General features: G+C 73.1%; 18 protein-coding genes, 1 pseudogene and 1 riboswitch. Of the genes and pseudogenes, 6 read left to right on the top strand and 13 right to left on the bottom strand.

Going from position 1 to position 17,164, the window contains the following annotated elements:
- Positions 1 to 50: 50 nt before the first annotated feature.
- Entirely contained in the window at positions 51 to 635 is a 585-nt protein-coding gene (locus ACL03H_RS05215) for a helix-turn-helix domain-containing protein (RefSeq protein WP_412809925.1), read from the bottom strand.
- A 292-nt stretch (positions 636 to 927) separates the two neighbouring features.
- Between ACL03H_RS05215 and ACL03H_RS05210 the strand changes: the two genes are divergently transcribed.
- Positions 928 to 1,701: a PhzF family phenazine biosynthesis protein gene (locus tag ACL03H_RS05210; protein WP_412809924.1), complete on the top strand. Its 774-nt coding sequence runs from the start codon at positions 928 to 930 to the stop codon at positions 1,699 to 1,701.
- Between the two features lie 76 nt (positions 1,702 to 1,777).
- Positions 1,778 to 2,173 (top strand): YccF domain-containing protein, encoded by a 396-nt coding sequence (locus ACL03H_RS05205; protein WP_412809923.1) that lies wholly within the window; start codon positions 1,778 to 1,780, stop codon positions 2,171 to 2,173.
- 59 nt (positions 2,174 to 2,232) lie between these two features.
- On the opposite strand, the gene ACL03H_RS05200 is transcribed toward ACL03H_RS05205, so the two are convergent.
- The 6 genes and pseudogenes from ACL03H_RS05200 to ACL03H_RS05175 all read right to left on the bottom strand — a co-directional run bounded on the left by ACL03H_RS05200 (position 2,233) and on the right by ACL03H_RS05175 (position 6,067).
- The gene (locus ACL03H_RS05200) at positions 2,233 to 2,997 is read right to left on the bottom strand and encodes an HAD-IIA family hydrolase (RefSeq protein ID WP_412810015.1); all 765 of its coding nucleotides are present in this window, start codon (positions 2,995 to 2,997) and stop codon (positions 2,233 to 2,235) included.
- Between the two features lie 26 nt (positions 2,998 to 3,023).
- Positions 3,024 to 3,275: a TOBE domain-containing protein gene (locus tag ACL03H_RS05195; RefSeq protein WP_412810014.1), complete on the bottom strand. Its 252-nt coding sequence runs from the start codon at positions 3,273 to 3,275 to the stop codon at positions 3,024 to 3,026.
- A gap of 363 nt (positions 3,276 to 3,638) precedes the next feature.
- A pseudogene (locus tag ACL03H_RS05190) lies at positions 3,639 to 4,061 on the bottom strand (ATP-binding cassette domain-containing protein); the annotation flags it as partial.
- Between the two features lie 56 nt (positions 4,062 to 4,117).
- Positions 4,118 to 4,912, bottom strand: a complete 795-nt coding sequence (locus ACL03H_RS05185; protein ID WP_412809922.1) for an ABC transporter permease — start codon at positions 4,910 to 4,912, stop codon at positions 4,118 to 4,120.
- Positions 4,909 to 5,667, bottom strand: coding sequence for a molybdate ABC transporter substrate-binding protein (gene modA, locus ACL03H_RS05180; RefSeq protein ID WP_412809921.1), 759 nt, complete (start codon positions 5,665 to 5,667; stop codon positions 4,909 to 4,911). The genes ACL03H_RS05185 and modA overlap by 4 nt, the downstream gene beginning before the upstream one ends.
- A gap of 1 nt (position 5,668) precedes the next feature.
- Complete coding sequence (locus tag ACL03H_RS05175; RefSeq protein WP_412809920.1) at positions 5,669 to 6,067, bottom strand: TOBE domain-containing protein; 399 nt, start codon at positions 6,065 to 6,067, stop codon at positions 5,669 to 5,671.
- Between the two features lie 152 nt (positions 6,068 to 6,219).
- On the opposite strand from ACL03H_RS05175, the gene moaA reads away from it, so the two are divergent.
- The 3 genes from moaA to ACL03H_RS05160 all read left to right on the top strand — a co-directional run bounded on the left by moaA (position 6,220) and on the right by ACL03H_RS05160 (position 8,956).
- Positions 6,220 to 7,278 (top strand): GTP 3',8-cyclase MoaA, encoded by a 1,059-nt coding sequence (gene moaA / locus ACL03H_RS05170; RefSeq protein WP_412809919.1) that lies wholly within the window; start codon positions 6,220 to 6,222, stop codon positions 7,276 to 7,278.
- A gap of 4 nt (positions 7,279 to 7,282) precedes the next feature.
- Complete coding sequence (locus ACL03H_RS05165) at positions 7,283 to 7,579, top strand: MoaD/ThiS family protein (RefSeq protein WP_412809918.1); 297 nt, start codon at positions 7,283 to 7,285, stop codon at positions 7,577 to 7,579.
- Positions 7,580 to 8,193: 614 nt separating this feature from the next.
- A riboswitch (cyclic di-AMP (ydaO/yuaA leader) is annotated at positions 8,194 to 8,308 on the top strand.
- Between the two features lie 21 nt (positions 8,309 to 8,329).
- Entirely contained in the window at positions 8,330 to 8,956 is a 627-nt protein-coding gene (locus ACL03H_RS05160) for a transglycosylase family protein (protein WP_412809917.1), read from the top strand.
- 210 nt (positions 8,957 to 9,166) lie between these two features.
- Here the strand turns inward: ACL03H_RS05160 and ACL03H_RS05155 are convergent, their stop codons facing one another.
- The 4 genes from ACL03H_RS05155 to ACL03H_RS05140 all read right to left on the bottom strand — a co-directional run bounded on the left by ACL03H_RS05155 (position 9,167) and on the right by ACL03H_RS05140 (position 12,687).
- Entirely contained in the window at positions 9,167 to 10,108 is a 942-nt protein-coding gene (locus tag ACL03H_RS05155) for a molybdenum cofactor biosynthesis protein MoaE (RefSeq protein ID WP_412809916.1), read from the bottom strand.
- A gap of 121 nt (positions 10,109 to 10,229) precedes the next feature.
- Positions 10,230 to 10,709, bottom strand: a complete 480-nt coding sequence (gene moaC / locus ACL03H_RS05150; RefSeq protein ID WP_412809915.1) for a cyclic pyranopterin monophosphate synthase MoaC — start codon at positions 10,707 to 10,709, stop codon at positions 10,230 to 10,232.
- Between the two features lie 60 nt (positions 10,710 to 10,769).
- On the bottom strand, positions 10,770 to 12,224 hold the full coding sequence (locus tag ACL03H_RS05145; protein WP_412809914.1) for an NAD-dependent malic enzyme: 1,455 nt from the start codon (positions 12,222 to 12,224) through the stop codon (positions 10,770 to 10,772).
- Between the two features lie 268 nt (positions 12,225 to 12,492).
- Positions 12,493 to 12,687, bottom strand: coding sequence for a hypothetical protein (locus ACL03H_RS05140; protein WP_412809913.1), 195 nt, complete (start codon positions 12,685 to 12,687; stop codon positions 12,493 to 12,495).
- 168 nt (positions 12,688 to 12,855) lie between these two features.
- Here ACL03H_RS05140 and ACL03H_RS05135 point away from each other — a divergent pair, with 168 nt between their 5' ends.
- Positions 12,856 to 15,114, top strand: a complete 2,259-nt coding sequence (locus tag ACL03H_RS05135; protein ID WP_412809912.1) for a helicase-associated domain-containing protein — start codon at positions 12,856 to 12,858, stop codon at positions 15,112 to 15,114.
- A gap of 565 nt (positions 15,115 to 15,679) precedes the next feature.
- Here the strand turns inward: ACL03H_RS05135 and ACL03H_RS05130 are convergent.
- Together ACL03H_RS05130 and ACL03H_RS05125 are read right to left on the bottom strand one after the other, a co-directional pair.
- The gene (locus ACL03H_RS05130) at positions 15,680 to 16,273 is read right to left on the bottom strand and encodes a GTP-binding protein (RefSeq protein WP_412809911.1); all 594 of its coding nucleotides are present in this window, start codon (positions 16,271 to 16,273) and stop codon (positions 15,680 to 15,682) included.
- A 13-nt stretch (positions 16,274 to 16,286) separates the two neighbouring features.
- Positions 16,287 to 17,132, bottom strand: a complete 846-nt coding sequence (locus tag ACL03H_RS05125; protein WP_412809910.1) for a DUF742 domain-containing protein — start codon at positions 17,130 to 17,132, stop codon at positions 16,287 to 16,289.
- Between the last annotated feature and the right edge of the window lie 32 nt (positions 17,133 to 17,164).

The following is a 17,164-nucleotide window of genomic DNA, read 5'->3' as shown; positions in this document are numbered from 1 at the left end:
AACGCGAGTTCGAGTGATCGCCATGCGTCCACCGTCACCCGGGACGCGGCTCACGCCCCGGGCGCGGGCCCCGGGGGCAGCTGAACGGTCATGACCAGGTCGCAGGTGGCTCCGCCCGCGCCCCGGTAGGCGTGCGGGGTGTCGCCGTCGAAGGTGGCGGTCTGCCCCTCGCCGACCTCGTGCTCGACGCCGTCGATGATCAGGACCATCCGGCCCGAGGTGACGCTCACCGTCTCCACGACGCCCGCCTGGTGCGGGTGGCTCGGGTACTCCACGCCGGGGGCGAGCCGCCAGCGCCAGATCTCCACCGGGGTCGCGGCGGAGGTGGTGAGCACCAGCCTGGCCTCGCTGCCGCGCTCCCCGGTCCACAGCGGCACGACCTCGTCGGAGGCCACCACGCGCACCCGGCCCGCGGGCGAGCCCTGCATCAGGGCCGAGGCGGAGATGCCGAGGGCTTCGGCGAGCCGCAGCAGGGTGGCCAGGTCGGGATTGCCCTGCGCCTTCTCCAGCGCCACCAGCGCACCCTTGCCGACCTGGGCACGTCGTCCCAGCTCGTCCGGGGAGAGGCCGGCTCGGAGCCGGGCCGCGCGGACGTTGTGGGCGACCGCTCGCAGGGCCGCTGCCGGATCGGACATCTGATCCCCCTCGTCGGCCGCGCGGATGCGCGGACGTTCGGCTGAACCCCGCGGTCGTTCACACCTGAGGCGTGATCGCTCCGCTGCCCAGGATAGGAGGAACGGCTCGCTCGCCGGGGCGCTGATTCCCGGCCCGCTCGGAGTCCGGCACCGAGATCACCCGGATGCGGCGCCCGGCTCGGGGCGACGGGCGGCCCCGACCCGCTGGGTGACGTCCGGGTTCGGCTCGGCCCTCCCCTCCCCCGCCGCGCGTGGCCGGTCGGAGCGCGCCCGTCCTCATAAGCTCCAGGGCGTGCGCCTCTACGTCGTGGACTCCTTCACCGAGACCCCCTTCAGCGGCAACCCGGCCGGGGTGGTGCTGCTCGACTCGCCCGCTCCCGAGGAGTGGATGCGGTCGGTGGCCGCCGAGCTCAAGCACGCCGAGACGGCCTTCGTCGTGCTCGACGGCACCGAGCCCAAGCCGCTGCGCTGGTTCACCCCCACCACCGAGGTCGACCTGTGCGGGCACGCCACCCTCGCCACCGCCCACGTGCTCGGCGGTGAGCAGCGGTTCGGCACCCGCAGCGGCGAGCTCGTCTGCACCGACGCCGGGGACGGCTGGATCGGGATGGACTTCCCGGCCAGCCCCCCGAGCCCGGTCGACGCCCCCGCCGACCTGGCGGCGGCGCTGCCCGGGATCGAGGTGCGGGAGGTGCTCGCGAGCCCGCAGCGGCTGCTCGTCCGGGCCGCCGGACCCGAGCAGGTGCGGGCCCTCGTCCCCGACCTGGCGCGGATCGCCGCCTGGCCCTACCGGGGCGCGGTCGTCACGGCGCGCGGCGACCGGGAGGGGGTGGACTTCGTGAGCAGGTTCTTCGCGCCCGCCGCCGGCATCCCGGAGGACCCGGTCACCGGCTCGGCGCACTGCCAGCTCGCGCCCTACTGGGCCGCTGAGCTGGGCCGGGGCGGGGAGCTCGTCGGCGAGCAGGTCTCGGCGCGCGGCGGGTTCGTCCGGGCCGAACCGCGCGGTGAGCGCGTCGCGCTGCGCGGGCGGGCGGTGACGGTGCTCGCCGGGGAGCTCCGCGTCTGATCCCGGGGCCGCCCTCGGGGAGATCTCGGGGTCACCACCCGGGTGACGGCGTGGGTGATCATGGCAGGCTGAGCCCATGCAATTGCTGCTGAACGTGATCTGGTTGATCTTCGGTGGGCTGTGGCTGGCCCTGGGTTACGCGGTGGCCGGCGTGGTGCTCGCCATCACCGTCATCGGGATCCCGTTCGCCATCGCCTCGTTCCGGATGGCCAACTACGCGCTGTGGCCGTTCGGCCGCCGACTCGTCGACGAGCCCGGCTCCGGCGCGTTCTCCGCGATCGGGAACGTGCTGTGGCTGCTGCTGGCCGGGTGGTGGCTGGCGCTGGGGCACATCCTCACCGGCATCGCGCAGTGCGTCACGATCATCGGGATCCCGCTGGGGATCGCGAACTTCAAGCTGATCCCCGTCTCGCTGTTCCCGCTGGGCAAGCGGATCGTCGACTCCGACGACAGGCTGCCCACCCGGGGTTGAGCGGACGGCCCGTTCGCCCGGTCCGGTCGGGCGAACGGGCCGTTCACCTCGACCGCCGATCAGATCCCGAAGGGGTCGTGGGTGTGGCCGACCAGGTCCGCCACCGAGTTGATCACCTGGGTCGGGCGGTACGGGAACAGCTCCGCCGTGTTCACGTCCGAGATCCCGGTGAGCACCAGGATCGTCTGCATCCCCGACTCCAGGCCGGAGCGCACGTCGGTGTCCATCCGGTCGCCGATCATCAGCGTGTTCTCCGAGTGCGAGCCCAGCGCCCGCAGCGCCGAGCGCATCATCAGCGGGTTCGGCTTGCCGACGTAGTACGGCGCCCGGCCGGTCACCCGCTCGATCAGCGCGGCCACCGCGCCGGTAGCGGGCAGGGTGCCCTCCCGGCTCGGCCCCTTCTCGTCGGGGTTGGTCGCGATGAACCGGGCCCCGTTCTCCACCAGGCGGATCGCCTTGGTGATCGCCTCGAAGCTGTAGGTGCGGGTCTCGCCCAGGATCACGTAGTCGGGGTCCCGGTCGGTGAGCACGTAGCCGATGTTGTGCAGCGCGGTGGTCAGGCCGGACTCGCCGACGACGTGCGCGCTGCCCCCCGGCCGCTGCTTCTCGAGGAACTGGGCCGTGGCCAGCGCGGAGGTCCAGATCGCCGATTCCGGGATGTCGAGCCCGGTCCGGTGCAGGCGGGCCCGCAGGTCCCGCGGGGTGTAGATCGAGTTGTTGGTGAACACCATGAACGGCAGGCCGTGCTCGCGGAGCTCGGCCAGGAACCGATCGGCTCCGGGCACCATGTGCTCCTCGTGCACCAGCACGCCGTCCATGTCCATCAGATACGTCCAGGGCGCTTGCTCAGTCACGACCCGAATGATCCTCCCGAGACCGGGTGCATGGCCACTTCGGTCGCCTTCACCACGAAGAACACCTCGTCGTCACCGCTCAACCCCAGGTCAGCGACCGCGGCGGGGGTGACGTCCGCGGCCAGCGGCACCGGCTCGGCGGTCCGCGTCTCGGCCCGCAACCGCACCACGTCGCCGCGCGGCTCCAGCGAGCCGATCCGCACCGGCACCGCGGTGCGCGGGCTGCCGCGCGGCCGGTCCCGGTGCACGGCGACCGCCGCGGGCGAGAACACCGCCGCGGCGCGCTGACCGGCTCGCAGCTCCTCGGCCGCCCGCCCGGCGACCACGCCGCCACCGAAGTCCACGCCGTCCTCGACGGCGGTGCCGACCAGCAGGTTCAACCCGGCCAGGCGCGCGGTGAAGGCGGCCTCCGGGCGGGTCAGCACCCGGCGCGTCGGGCCCTGCTCGATGATCCGGCCGTCCACCAGCACCGCGACCCGGTCGGCCAGCACCACGGCGTCGAGCACGTCGTGGGTGACCAGCACCGCGGGCTGCCGCTGCTCGCGCAGCACCCGGTGCAGCAGGCTGCGGATCGCGGGCGCGGAGTCCACGTCCAGGGCGGCCAGCGGCTCGTCCAGCAGCAGCAGGTCCGGGGCGGCCGCCAGCGCGCGGGCCAGCGCGACCCGCTGCGCCTGCCCGCCGGAGAGCTGGGCCGGACGGCGGTCGGCGAACTCGGCGGCGTCCACCTCGGCCAGCCAGCGGCGGGCGGTCTCGCGCGCCTCGGCCCGGCGCCTCCCGGCCGCGCGAGGGCCGAAGGCGACGTTCTCCAGCACCGACATCCGGGGGAACAGCAGCGCGTTCTGCGCCAGCAGGCCGACACCCCGCCGGTGCGTCGGCACCGACCGACCGGTGGCCGCGTCGCACCAGACCTCCTCGCCGAGGACGACCCGGCCGCGGTGCGGGACGAGCAGGCCGGACAGCACCGACAGCAGCGTCGACTTGCCCGCGCCGTTCGGCCCGAGCACCGCCAGCACCTCCCCCGGGGCCACGTCCAGCTCGGCGCTCAGCGCGAACTTGGGGCGGTCGAACTCGATGCGGGCGTGCAGACCGGTCACGCGTGTCCCTCCACGGCCCTCGTCCCGGCCAACCCGATCACCAGCAGCGCCAGCACCACCAGCAGCAGCGACATCGCCACCGCGGCGTCCACGTCGGACTGCGCGGTGGTGTAGATGGCCAGCGGCAGGGTCCGGGTGGTCCCCTGCAGGCTGCCCGCGAAGGTGATGGTCGCGCCGAACTCACCCAGCGCGCGGGCGAAGGTGAGCACCACGCTGGAACCGAGCGCGGGCAGCAGCATCGGCACCGTCACCCGGCGGAACGTCAGCCACGGCCCCGCGCCGAGCGTCGCGGCGACCCGCTCGTAGCGCTCGTCGGCCGAGCGCAGCGCGCCCTCCAGCCCGACCACCAGGAACGGCATCGCCACGAAGGTCTGCGCCAGCACCACCGCCGCCGTCGTGTAGGGCAGCCGGAGCCCGGCGTCGGCGAGCGGACCGCCCAGCGGCCCGGTGCGGCCCAGCAGGTACAGCAGCGCGAGCCCGCCGACCACCGGAGGCAGCACCAGGGGCAGCAGCACCACCGCGCGCAGCACTCGCAGCCCGCGCAGGCGCGCACGCGCCAGCACCACGGCCAGCGGCCCCCCGAACCCGAGGGAGAGCACCGTCGCCAGCAGCGAGGTGCGCACCGAGAGGTCCAGCGCGTCCAGCGCGGCCGGACTGCTCAGCAGGGCGGGCAACCGCCCGGGCTGCACCCTGGTGAGCAGCCCCAGCACCGGCAGCACGATCAGCGCGAGCGCCACCAGGGCCGGAACCCACAGCGCACGGGGCACGCCGACCGGTCCGGCCGGCCTCATCCCGCGCCGAAGCCGTGCGCGGCCAGCACGTCCGCTCCGGCCGGGCCGTGCACGTAGTCCAGGAAGCGCGTCGCCAGCTCGGGCTCGGGCGCGTCCTTCAGCTGAACGATCGGGTAGTCGTTGACCGCCCGCCGCGCCTCCGGGAAGTCCACCGCCTGCACCTGGTCCTTCGCGGAGCGCACGTCGGTCACGTAGACCAGGCCCGCATCGGCCTCACCGGCGGCCACCTTGCGCAGCACCGACTTGACGTCGTTCTCCTCGCTGACGACCCGCGGGTGCACCCCGGCGGCCTGCTCCACGGTCCGGGCGGCCGCGCCGCACGGCACCTCCGGGGCGCACCGCACGACCAGCCTGCCGGGGGCTGCGAGGTCGGCGAGGGAGCCGATGCGGTCCGGGTTGCCCTTCGGCACGGCGATGGTGAGCTCGTTGGTGGCGAAGACCCGCGGCTCGCCGGCGGTGACCCCCGCCTCCGCGGCCTTGTCCATGTTCGCGGTGTTCGCCGAGGCGAACACGTCGGCGCCGCGGCCCTGGATCAGCTGTTCGACGAGCGTGGACGAGCCCGCGTAGTCCAGGCGCACGTCCACCCCCGGGTTCTCGGCCTCGAAGCGGCCGGCGAGCTCGTCGAAGGATTCGGTCAGCGAGGCCGCCGCCAGGACCGTGACGGTCCGCCGCGGCTCCTCCGCGCCCCCTCCCGAGCACCCCGCCAGCACCAGCGCGGACCCGATCAGGGCCGCGACCACTCCGGTCTTGCGCACGTCAGCCTCCCGGCGTCTCCACCACGACGTTGGTCGACTTGACCACCGCCACCGCCAGCACTCCCGGCTCCAGGCCCAGCTCCCGCACCGCCTCGGTGCTCATCAGCGAGACCACCCGGTGCGGACCGCACTGCAACTCGACCTGCGACATCACCTGGTCGGAGACGACCTCGGTGACCAGTCCGACCAGCCGGTTGCGGGCGGAGCGCCCGACGCCCGAGGGGTCGGGCACCGCGCGCGCCTGCTCGCGGGCGAACGCGGCGAGGTCGGCCCCGTCCACCACGAGCCGACCGGAGCCGTCCCGGCCGGTGGGGAGCTGACCGCCGTCTGCCCAGCGGCGCACGGTGTCGTCGCTGACACCCAGCAGCCCGGCTGCTTCAGAAATCCGGTAGTGCGGCACAGTTGACGAGATTACTGCCGCAGGCGCGGTTGAGACAGTCCCGAAGCGGGCGCATCCGCGACTCGTTCAACGTCCACTGCGGACCTCGGCGGGCGCGAGAAAGCCTCCCGGGGCGATCGAAATCCCCCTCCGGACGGGGTTAGGCTCGAACGGTGACCGCAGTGGACCTGGGCATCCCGGCCGTGCGCCCCACGGCCGACACCTCGACGCGTCCGGACACTCCGGCCCTGATCGACCGGTTCGGCCGGGTGGCGACCGACCTTCGCGTCTCCTTGATCGACAAGTGCAACCTGCGCTGCACCTACTGCATGCCCGCCGAGGGCCTGCCGTGGCTGAAGCGGCAGGAGATGCTCGACACCGGCGAGATGAACCGGCTCATCCGGATCGCGGTGGAGGAGCTCGGGGTGACCGCGGTGCGGTTCACCGGCGGTGAACCGCTGCTGCGGCAGGACCTGGTGGACATCATCGCCGCCACCTCCGCGCTGCCCGGCCACCCGAAGACCTCGTTGACCACCAACGGGATCAACCTGCGCCGCTACGCGGGGCCGCTGGTCGAAGCCGGACTGGACCGGGTCAACGTCTCGCTGGACACCCTGCGCGCCGAGACTTTCCACGAGCTGACCCGCCGGGACCGCTTCGCCGACGTCCTGGACGGGCTCGAAGCGGCCAAGGAGACCGGGCTGGAGCCGGTGAAGGTGAACGCGGTCCTGCTGCGCGGCGTGAACGACGACGAGGCGGGCGACCTGCTGCGGTACTGCCTGGAGCACGGCTACCAGCTGCGGTTCATCGAGCAGATGCCGCTCGACCCGCAGCACGGGTGGGACCGCGAGAAGATGATCACCGCGGATGAGATCCTCGATCGGCTCAGCGCCGAGTTCACCCTCACCCCGCACGACGCCGAGCGTGGTTCGGCACCCGCCGAGCGGTGGCTGGTGGACGGCGGCCCGGGCACGGTCGGCGTGATCGGCTCGGTGACGCGACCGTTCTGCGCGGCCTGCGACCGGACCAGGCTCACGGCGGACGGCCAGCTGCGCTCCTGCCTGTTCTCCACGACCGAGACGGATCTGCGCGGACCGCTGCGCGACGGCGCCGGGGACGCCGAACTGGCGCGGCTGTGGCAGGAGACGATGTGGGCCAAGAAGGCGGGTCACGGGGTGGACGACGCGGGCTTCGCCCAGCCGTCCCGGCCGATGAGCGCGATCGGGGGCTGACGCCATGACCGCGCGATCCGAGGGCGCTCCCGCCGCGCTGGCGGTGCGGGTGCGGTACTTCGCCGGGGCGCGGGCCGCGGCCGGCGTGAGCGAGGAGGTCCTCTCCGTCGCCCCGGCCGCGCCGGGCCCGGTGCGGGCCTCCGATGTGATCGACGCGGTGCTGGCGGCGCACGGCGAGCGGCTCGCCGAGGTGGTTCCCGCCTGCAGCTTCTTGCTGAACGGGCTCGCGGTGCGCGACCGGTCCGCCGCGGTCGGCGACGGCGACGAGCTGGACGTGCTGCCGCCGTTCGCGGGCGGCTGAACCGCTCCGGCGATCGAGTCCTGTCCGCATTACTCCGCCCGCGCAGGCGCGCGTGCGCGAATACAACACTCCCCGGCGTGTCTGACACGCTCCCCCGGGTGACGTTCCGGCGTGAGATCGAGTGACTCCGCTTCGTCCTCCGGGGCCGCCCGGCGGGACGATCTCGACCCGTCCGGCGGCATTGACGCGGCCTCCCCGACAGCCTCACCTGACCGAGAACAACAACTACTCGGCGTCATACCCTTTGCTCGGCGAGTGATCGCCGAATCCCGCCGATCCACGCTCGGAGCGGACTCGATTCAGGGTTTCCGGCGAGTTGCGAGAAGCCGAGATCCCGGTTTTCGGGCCCCTGAAGGGGTGAGCCACGCCTCACCCACGGTGATCGATCTCAGCCCGGAAACGACTTGATAACGACGCTCTGATCAGCGAAAACGATCGAGATCGAACACCCCTCGGCGCTCGTTACTGTGACTAGCGTCACATGTGCTCAGATTTCCGCTTCGGCGATCGGTTACGTAGTGTCGCTCTCCGGTCGGCCCCGAACCGATCAGCAAGGACCACGGAAGCCCGCAGCGCCGAACCCTGTCCGGCGGGCTTCCCACCCCCGAACGAACACACCGGACAGGGGCGGGGGAACCACCACTGGGCGCCCCGAACGCCCTAGGGGTGAAGCCGGCTCCCGAGCCGGCCGGGCTGCCTCTCAGCCCGAACCCGACAGCTCACCTCGCAAGCGCGGCAGGAGAGAGGGACATGACTCGCTACGAAGGCAAGCACCGCAAACCTTCCACCGCAGGCATCGCTCGCAACGCCGCCCGGCTGGCCATCGCCGGCGCCGTGGTCGCCGCCCCGATCGCGATCGCAGCGCCCGCCAACGCGGCCGACTGGGACGAGCTCGCGCAGTGCGAGAGCAGCGGCAACTGGAGCGCCAACACCGGCAACGGCTTCTCCGGCGGTCTCCAGTTCACCCCGTCCACCTGGGCGGCCTACGGCGGCACGCAGTACGCGTCGAACGCCAAGGACGCCAGCCGCGAGGAGCAGATCGCGGTCGCCGAGAAGGTCCTCGCCTCGCAGGGCCCCGGCGCCTGGCCCGCGTGCAGCGCGAAGACCGGCTGGACCAGCGGCAGCACCAGCGGCGGCTCGAGCAGCTCCTCCGACGAGAGCTCGTCCTCCTCGAAGAAGTCCTCGACCTCGAAGACCACCACGAAGAAGTCCACCGTGAAGTCGAACGGCGCGGACTACACCGTGCAGGCCGGGGACACCCTGGGCAAGATCGCCGACCAGTACGGCGTGAACTACCAGGACATCTTCGAGCGCAACACCGACGTGCTCAGCGACCCGAACATGATCTTCCCGGGTCAGCAGCTCGACATCAAGTGATCACCTGGCCAGGTCCCCGGACCTGGCGCGGAGTCGACGCCCGGCCCGTTCCCCCGTGCGGGCCGGTGCGACTCCCCACTCCGGACCCCTGCCGCCTCCCCCAGCGGCAGGGGTCTCGTGCGTTCCGGGCCGCGTCGGGTCAGCAGCAAGATCGAAGGGCGTCCGGGCGGTGGAGGGCGATCAGGGGGAGCCACGCCCGCAGAGACCATCTCAGGGGCAGTTGACCCATTCCTCGGTGGCGTCCGAGAACACCTGGCGCTTCCAGATCGGCAACCGGCGCTTCACCTCGTCGACGAGCTCCGAGCACACCGCGAACGCCTCCTTGCGGTGCTCGGCGGCGACCGCGCAGGCCAGCGCCACGTCGCCGATGCCGAGCAGGCCCACCCGGTGCACCACCGCGAGCGCCCGCACGCCCTCGAAACGCCCGGCCAGCTCGTCCGCGACCTCGCGGATCACCGCGTCGGCGCTGGGATGGCCGACGTACTCCAGCTCCACCACGCCGCGCCCGCCGTCGTGATCGCGGACCACGCCGCCGAAGGTGACCACCGCGCCGGCGGCCCGGTGCTCCACGAGGGAGGCCAGCTCCTCGACCACCAGCGGCCGGTCCACGACCTCGGCCAGCAGCACCGGCGCGGCGGCCGAGGCGCTCCCGGCTGCCGGGGCCACCCCGCCGCCCGGCGCGTGGTCCCCGCCGCGCAACTGGTCGAGGGCGTGGTCGAGCACCCCGTCCAGGACGCCGAGCCCGTCGGCGACCCCGCCGCGCGAGCCCGGCAGATTGACGATCAAGGTCTGGCCGCTCACCCCGGCGCGCCCCCGGGAGAGCACCGCCGTGGGCACCTCCGGCAGCCCCGCCGCGCGCACCGCGTCGGCCAGCCCGGGGATCTCGTGGTCCAGCACCTCGGCGGTCGCCTCGGGGGTGCGGTCGGTGGGGTTGATCCCGGTGCCGCCGGTGGTGATCACCACCGCGACCTCGGCGGCCACCGCGTCCCGCAGCGCGCGGGCGACGGGCTCACCGTCCGGCACCACCAGCGGGTCGCCCACCTCGAACCCGCGTTCGCGCAGCCACTCGACGATGGCCGGTCCGGTGCGGTCGGCGTACACGCCTGCGGCGGCGCGGTTCGACGCGGCCACGACGCGAGCGGTGCGGGACATGGGCGGAGCTCCTTGCGATCGGGACGGGACGCGGCCGGAACCGGCCATCCAGCGGGGGCCGCGGCTGGGCGCGCCACCGCGCTGGGCTCCAGCGTACGAGCCGACGCGCCCGCCCCGCCGATCAGTCCTCGCGGACCCAGGTGCCGGTCTTGCCGCCCTCCTTGCGCTCCACGCGCACCGCGTCGAGCACCGCCGCCGGATCCACGGCCTTGATCATGTCGTGCAGCGCGAGCCCGGCGCCGGTGACGGCGGTGAGCGCCTCCATCTCGACGCCGGTGCGGTCGGTGGTGCGCACGGTCGCGGTGATCCGCACCTCGGACTCGCCGAGGTCCAGCTGCACCTTCACCCCGGACAGCGCGATCGGGTGGCACAGCGGGACGAGGTCCGGGGTCCGCTTCGCCGCCATGATCCCCGCGATCCGCGCGGTGGCCAGCGCGTCGCCCTTGGGAAGCCCGTCCCGGCGCACCAGCGCGAGGACCTCCGGTGTCGTGCGCACGACACCGGTGGCCACCGCGGTGCGCGCGCTGACCTGCTTCTCGGAGACGTCGACCATGCGAGCCGCCCCCGACTCGTCCACGTGCGTGAGCTCGTCCTGCGCCATACCCGCAGACCTTAGAGCCCGGGACCACCCCGCCGGGACGGGGCAGGTCCCGGGCGGGGCTCAGCAGTCGAAGTCTTCGGCCATGGACCACGGCATCGAGGAGCCGCCCGCCGCGGGCTCCTCGGTGCGGCTGGCGACGACCGCCTTGCGGACGGCCTCCGCGACGGCCGGAGCCACGCTGGTGTCGAAGACGCTGGGCACGATGAACGACGGGTTCACCCGCTCCTCGCCGTCGACCACGTCGGCGATCGCGTTGGAAGCCGCGATCATCATCTCGTCGGTGATCTCGTGCGCGTGCGCGTCGAGCAGACCGCGGAAGAAGCCGGGGAACGCGAGCACGTTGTTGATCTGGTTCGGGTAGTCGCTGCGCCCGGTGGCGACGACCTTCGCGTGCTGCTGGGCCTCCAGCGGGTCGATCTCCGGGTCCGGGTTGGCCAGCGCGAACACGATCGCGTCCTCGTTCATGGTGGCCACGTCGTCGGCGCTGAGCAGGTTCGGCGCCGAGACGCCGATGAACACGTCGGCGCCCGCGACCGCGTCGGAGAGGCTGCCGGTGCGGCCGTCCGCGTTGGTGCCCGCGGCGATGGAGCGCAGGTTCGGGTCCTCGTCCCCGCGCCCGCTGTGCACGATGCCGTCGATGTCCACGGCGATGATGTCCGCGGGGGACTTGTGCTGCAGCAGCCGGATGATCGCCGAGCCGGCCGCGCCCACGCCGCAGACCACGATGCGGCAGTTCTCGATGTCCTTGCCGACCACCCGCAGCGCGTTGCGCAGCGCGCCGAGCACCACGATGGCGGTGCCGTGCTGATCGTCGTGGAACACCGGGATGTCCAGCTTCTCCCGCAACCGGGCCTCGATCTCGAAGCAGCGCGGCGCGGCGATGTCCTCCAGGTTGATGCCGCCGTACACGGGGGCGATCAGCTCGACCGTCCGGATGATCTCCTCGGTGTCCTGGGTGTCCAGGCAGACCGGCCAGGCGTTGACGCCCGCGAACTTCTTGAACAGCGCCGCCTTGCCCTCCATCACCGGCAGCGCCCCGGCCGGACCGATGTTGCCGAGGCCGAGGACCGCGGAACCGTCGGTGACCACGGCGACCGAGTTGCGCTTGATGGTCAGCCGCCGCGCGTCCTCGGGGTTCTCCGCGATCGCGGTGCACACCCGGGCCACGCCCGGGGTGTAGGCGCGGGAGAGGTCGTCGCGGTTGGCCAGCGCCACCCGGGAGCTGACCTCGATCTTGCCGCCGAGGTGGACCAGGAAGGTTCGGTCCGAGATCTTGCGGACCTTCACCCCGGGCAGCTCACCGAGGCGATCGGTGATGTCGGAGGCGTGATCGGCCGAGCGGGCGTTGCAGGTGATGTCCACGACGATCCGGTCGGAGTGGGACTCCACGACGTCGAAAGCCGTGGTCACGCCCCCCGCGCTGCCGATCGCGCTGGCGAGATCGCCCGCGGCGCTGGCCGACGGCGGCGCCTCCACTCGGACCGTGATCGAGTAACCCGGACCTGGAACCGGCATTGGTCGCACCCCTGTCACACGCGAAGTTTCCACTTGAGCGCCGGGTCTTGATCACAGGACTCGGCGCTGAGCAAGATCCAGCGCCCGCCAAAGCCAGTTGAACTTCACCCGGTGTGGAAAAAGCGTAGAACTTTCGCCGATGTGATCGATATCCGGCACCGCTACCGACGAGTCGGCCTTGACAACGCGCCCCGGGCCGGAACGAGAACGGCCCCGGGTCCGAGCGGACTCCGGGGCCGGGCGGCGTGGCGAGCGGACTCGCCCGCGCTCACTTGTTGATCTTGGTGACGGGGTGCTCGTACGGGAAGGTGCCCTCGTCGAAGGGGAAGGTGACGTTGCCGAACGGCGAGAGCGCGCCCTGCTTGTCCGCGACGAGCTCGCTGACCGGGTGCTCGCCGTCGCCCACGTGCGGCCACGTCGGGTCGATGCGGTCCTTGTTCGCCTTGCCAGCGGCCACGGTCATCCTCCGGAAAGTCGTCGTGGGCGTACGACCACCAGTTTGCCCGATCGGAGCACCCGATCGAACCCCGCCCTGCCGAAATCCCCGGCAGCGGCCGCGCCGACCGCGCCCGGTACCGGATCGCGCACGATCCGCGCAGGTGCGCGGGCCGCACTCGGTATCGTGGCCGGGATGGCTTCACTCGCGGACTCCCTGCGCGCACGCGGCGACGAGGACCTGGTGTCCCTGCTGCGCGCGCGACCCGATCTGGCCACTCCCCCGCCCGCGGACACCTCCGTGCTGGCGACCAGGGCGGGAGTCCGCTCCTCGGTGGCCAGGGCCTGCGAGGACCTCGACGCCTTCGCCCTGTCCACGTTGGAGGCGCTGGTGCTGCTCGACGCCGACGCCGCGCCCGTGGGACTCGCCGACGTGGCCGCGATGCTCGGCACCGAGGTCACCCCGCAGCGCGTCCGGCGCACCGTCGAGGAACTGCGCCGCCGGGCGCTGGTCTGGGGCGAGGACGAGGAACTGGCCGTCGTGCCCACCGCGCGGGACGCGCTGCCCGCATTCCCCGCCGGGCTCGGCCGCCCCGCCGAGGACCTCACCGACGACGCGGCGCGCACCGCGCTCGCCGGGCTCGACGAGCAGGAGCGCGAGCTCGTCGGCAAGCTCGCCGGGGGCAAACCCATCGGCCGCACCAAGGACGCCGGGCGCGGGATCACCGCCGAGGAGGCCGCCACCCCGGTGCAGCGGCTGCTCGCGAGGGGCCTGCTGCTGCGCCGCGACGCCGAAACCGTCGAGCTGCCGCGGCAGCTCGCGCTCGCCCTGCGCGGCGAGCACCCGATGGGCCCGGTCCGTCCGGAGGAACCGCTGCTCGACCTCGTCGAGCACGACCAGTCCACCGTGGACTCGACCGCGGCGGGCGAGGTGCTCGAACTGCTGCGCCACCTGGAATCCCTGCTGCACCTGTGGAGCGAGGACCCGCCGGACGTGCTGCGCTCCGGCGGCATCGGGGTGCGCGACGTGCGCCGCGCCGCCAAGGAGCTGGAGGTCGACGAGACCCGGATCGGGCTGCTCGTGGAGCTCGCCGTGGCCGCGAACCTCATCGCGGCGACCGAGGGCGAGGAACCGCGCTGGAGCCTCACCTACGCCGCCGACACCTGGCTGGCCACCGGGCCCGAGCAGCGCTGGGCCCCGCTGGCGAAGGGCTGGCTGGAGCTGCCCCGGCTGATCGGGCTCATCGGGGCGCGGGACGAGAAGGAGCGGCTGCTCGGACCGCTCTCCGAGGAACTGCGCCGTCCGCTGGCGCCGCGCGACCGGCTGCGCGTCCTCGGCCTGCTCGACGAGCTCCCCGCCGGGCACGGGGTGCGCGGCGCCGAGGACGTGGCCGCGGTGCTGGCCTGGCGAGCGCCCCGGCGCGGCGGACGGCTGCGCGACGACCTGGTGCGCTGGACGCTGCGCGAGGCCACGGCCCTCGGCATCGTCGCGCTCGGCGCGCTCTCCGGCGCGGGCCGGGCGGTGCTGTTCGACGAGGCTGCCGCGGCCGCGCAGGTGCTCGCGTCGGCGCTGCCGGAACCGCTGGATCACGTGCTCGTGCAGGCCGACCTCACCGTGATCGCCCCCGGCAGGCTGGAACCGGACCTCGCCGCCGACATGAACCTCGTCGCCGACGTCGAATCCGCGGGCAGCGCCACCGTCTACCGGATCAGCGAGGGCAGCGTGCGCCGCGCGCTCGACGCGGGGCGAGACGCCGACGAGCTGCACGCCCTGTTCCGGGACCGCTCCCGCACTCCGGTGCCCCAGGGCCTCACGTACCTGATCGACGACGTGGCCCGGCGGCACGGCCGGCTCCGCGCCGGAACCGCCTCGGCCTTCCTCCGCTGCGACGATCCGGTGCTGCTGGCGGAGGTGCTGGCCAGTCCCGGGGCCGCCGAGCTGCAACTGCGGCGGATCGCGCCGACCGTGCTCGTCAGCCCGCTGCCGCTGGTCGACGTGCTCGACGCGCTGCGCGGGGCGGGATTCGCGCCCGCGGCCGAGGGACCCGACGGGCAGGTGCTCGACCTGCGCTCCCAGGGGCACCGGGTGCGCGGCCGGGCCCGGTCCGCGCAGCAGGTGGCGCTGCCCGCTCCGCCCGGGGACCAGCAGCTCGCGGAGCTCGTGTCGCAGCTGCGCTCCGGCGACCGGGCGGGCTCGGCGCGGCGGGGCAGCGCGATGCGGCCCGAGCGGGGCCGTCCCAGCGCGGAGGCGACGCTCCAGCTGCTGCGCAACGCCGCGAACGAGGAGCGCCGCGTGTGGCTCGGGTTCGTCAACTCCAACGGCATCGCCAGCCAGGTCGTCGTGCAGCCGATCAGCGTCGGCGGCGGCGTCCTGCAGGGCATCGACCACGGCAGCGGTGAACCAGGCCGCTACCCCCTCCACCGCATCACCTCGGTCGCCGTCGTCGAGGACTGACGCCCGATTTCCCGCGAAATCTCCACCCGCTCCCCACCACACCCCGCGATTTCGCGAGAAATCTCCCCGCCCCGGCCCCCCTGGACGCGATTTCGCGAGAAATCTCCCGGGCTCGCGCCCGGGGCGCGTGACCGTGGGAGGCGTCGGGAGCCGTGCGCGGTGGGCGGGCAGGCGACGGGCGAGGCCCGCGGCGCGGACGGACCGCGATTTCGCGAGAAATCGCGACGCGCGAGGACCGCGGCACGGGTGCGAGGGGAGATTTCGCGCGAAATCACGGCGCGCGGGGGCGCCGGTGCGGGCGGGGAGATTTCGCGCGAAATCGCGGGCCGGGGCGCCGGGTGCGGGCGGAGGTGCGGGCGCACCGGCCGCCTGGGAGCAGGAGCGCCGGATGTCCGGGCCCCGGACCGGGAGCGCCGGACCGGGAGCGCCGGAGCGGGAGCCCCGGGCTTCGGACGGGAGCGCCAGGCTCCGGGACGGGCGCGGGGCGTGGCGATTTCGCGCGAGATCGCGGGGTCGGTGCGCGGAGAACGCGGTCACCCGGTGGGGACCGCGTTCCGCGCTCCGGTCAGCCCTTGGCCTGGGTCTTCGGGGCCGGCATGGCGAGCCGCTGGCGCATCGCGTGCTCGACGAGCGTGATGAGCGCCTGCTTGGTCGACTGCCGGTTGCGGGCGTCGCAGGAGATCATCGGCACCGACTTGTCGATGGTCAGCGCCTCGCGCACGTCCTCCATGTTGTGGTGGAGCATGCCGTCGAAGGTGTTGACCGCGACCACGTACGGCAGCTGCCGGTCGTCGAAGAAGTCGATGGACGCGAAGGCGTCCGCCAGCCGCCGGGTGTCGACCAGCACGATGGCGCCGATGGCGCCGCGCACGAGGTCGTCCCACATGAACCAGAACCGGTGCTGCCCGGGCGTGCCGAACAGGTACAGGATCAGGTCCGAATCCAGCGACACCCGGCCGAAGTCCATCGCGACCGTGGTGGTGACCTTCCCCGGCGTCGCGGAGAGGTCGTCGACCCCCACGCTCGCCTCGGTCATCACGGCTTCGGTCGTGAGCGGCATGATCTCGGAGACCGAGCCGACGAAGGTCGTCTTGCCGACCCCGAAACCGCCGGCGACGACGATCTTGGTCGAGGTCTTGCCGCTGCTTTGATTGTTCATGATCGTCCGGGGATCAGAGCTTCCGGAGGCCACTGAGCACCCTCTCCAAGAATTCCATCGACGGTCCGTCTCCCACGACCATTCCGTTCTCGTGGATGAGGACCAAGCCGAGTCCGGCCATGTCACCGATCAACACCCGCACCACACCCAGGGGCAGCCGCAGGTGGGCCGCGACCTCGGCGACCGACCGGGCCTCCACGCAGAGCCCGCAAATCGAGCGGTGCTCCGGCGTCGCCGGGTTGCGTTGCCCCCGGCCACGCTCGCTGGTGGAGACCAGCGTCTCGATAGCAAGATCATAATCGGTCCGCGTGCGGCCCCTCGTTCGGGCATAGGGTCGCACCAACGAGCCCGTGTCCTGCATCTCCCCGTGATCACGTGCACCACCGGGGATCGCGGGCATCGATCCGGAGATCGACGGCAGCGACTGCGACACGGGCGGCATCGACTGGGACAGGGACGGCATCGAGCCGGACGGCGGTCCGCCGTCCGAGCGCCCCTGCCCGCGGGAACCGCCGCTCTGGGAATCCCAGCCGGAGGACTGCCTGCCCTGACCGCTCGCACCGGGCGAGCTGTGGCCGTAGGGCAGGTCGAGCGGCGAGCCCTGGTCGGGCGTGCCCGGCACGGAGCCGGACGACACCGAGGGCATCGAGGACGACGACATCCCGGAGCCGAACAGGTCGGCCCCCGGCCCGCCGAAGAGCGCGCGGCTGTAGTCGGAGGAGCCCGAACCGGACCACGGGTCCGGCTGCCCTCCGCGCGGCTCGTCCACGAAGTCGTCCTGCCACGAGTCGGCACCGCCGCGGCGGTTGTACGTCCGGAACAGGTCACCGTCCCAGTTCGGATCGGGACCGGAGTTCATGACGAATCCCCCTCACACGTCGCCGACTCGAA

The sequence above is a fragment of the Saccharopolyspora antibiotica genome, assembly GCF_047200635.1.
Taxonomy (GTDB): domain Bacteria; phylum Actinomycetota; class Actinomycetes; order Mycobacteriales; family Pseudonocardiaceae; genus Saccharopolyspora_C.
The sequence above is the reverse complement of the archived record's forward strand: the minus strand, read 5'-3'. Positions and strand labels throughout refer to the sequence as shown.

Excerpts from the sequence above, each read along its gene's own strand:
- ACL03H_RS05155 (WP_412809916.1), bottom strand. The coding sequence starts at position 10,108 with ATGTCCCGCACCGCTCGCGTCGTGGCCGCGTCGAACCGCGCCGCCGCA.
- ACL03H_RS05130 (WP_412809911.1), bottom strand. The coding sequence starts at position 16,273 with ATGAACAATCAAAGCAGCGGCAAGACCTCGACCAAGATCGTCGTCGCC.
- ACL03H_RS05145 (WP_412809914.1), bottom strand. The coding sequence starts at position 12,224 with ATGCCGGTTCCAGGTCCGGGTTACTCGATCACGGTCCGAGTGGAGGCG.
- ACL03H_RS05125 (WP_412809910.1), bottom strand. The coding sequence starts at position 17,132 with ATGAACTCCGGTCCCGATCCGAACTGGGACGGTGACCTGTTCCGGACG.
- ACL03H_RS05205 (WP_412809923.1), top strand. The coding sequence starts at position 1,778 with ATGCAATTGCTGCTGAACGTGATCTGGTTGATCTTCGGTGGGCTGTGG.
- ACL03H_RS05135 (WP_412809912.1), top strand. The coding sequence starts at position 12,856 with ATGGCTTCACTCGCGGACTCCCTGCGCGCACGCGGCGACGAGGACCTG.
- moaC (WP_412809915.1), bottom strand. The coding sequence starts at position 10,709 with ATGGCGCAGGACGAGCTCACGCACGTGGACGAGTCGGGGGCGGCTCGC.
- ACL03H_RS05200 (WP_412810015.1), bottom strand. The coding sequence starts at position 2,997 with ATGGACATGGACGGCGTGCTGGTGCACGAGGAGCACATGGTGCCCGGA.
- ACL03H_RS05140 (WP_412809913.1), bottom strand. The coding sequence starts at position 12,687 with ATGACCGTGGCCGCTGGCAAGGCGAACAAGGACCGCATCGACCCGACG.
- ACL03H_RS05215 (WP_412809925.1), bottom strand. The coding sequence starts at position 635 with ATGTCCGATCCGGCAGCGGCCCTGCGAGCGGTCGCCCACAACGTCCGC.
- ACL03H_RS05185 (WP_412809922.1), bottom strand. The coding sequence starts at position 4,912 with ATGAGGCCGGCCGGACCGGTCGGCGTGCCCCGTGCGCTGTGGGTTCCG.
- ACL03H_RS05165 (WP_412809918.1), top strand. The coding sequence starts at position 7,283 with ATGACCGCGCGATCCGAGGGCGCTCCCGCCGCGCTGGCGGTGCGGGTG.
- ACL03H_RS05160 (WP_412809917.1), top strand. The coding sequence starts at position 8,330 with ATGACTCGCTACGAAGGCAAGCACCGCAAACCTTCCACCGCAGGCATC.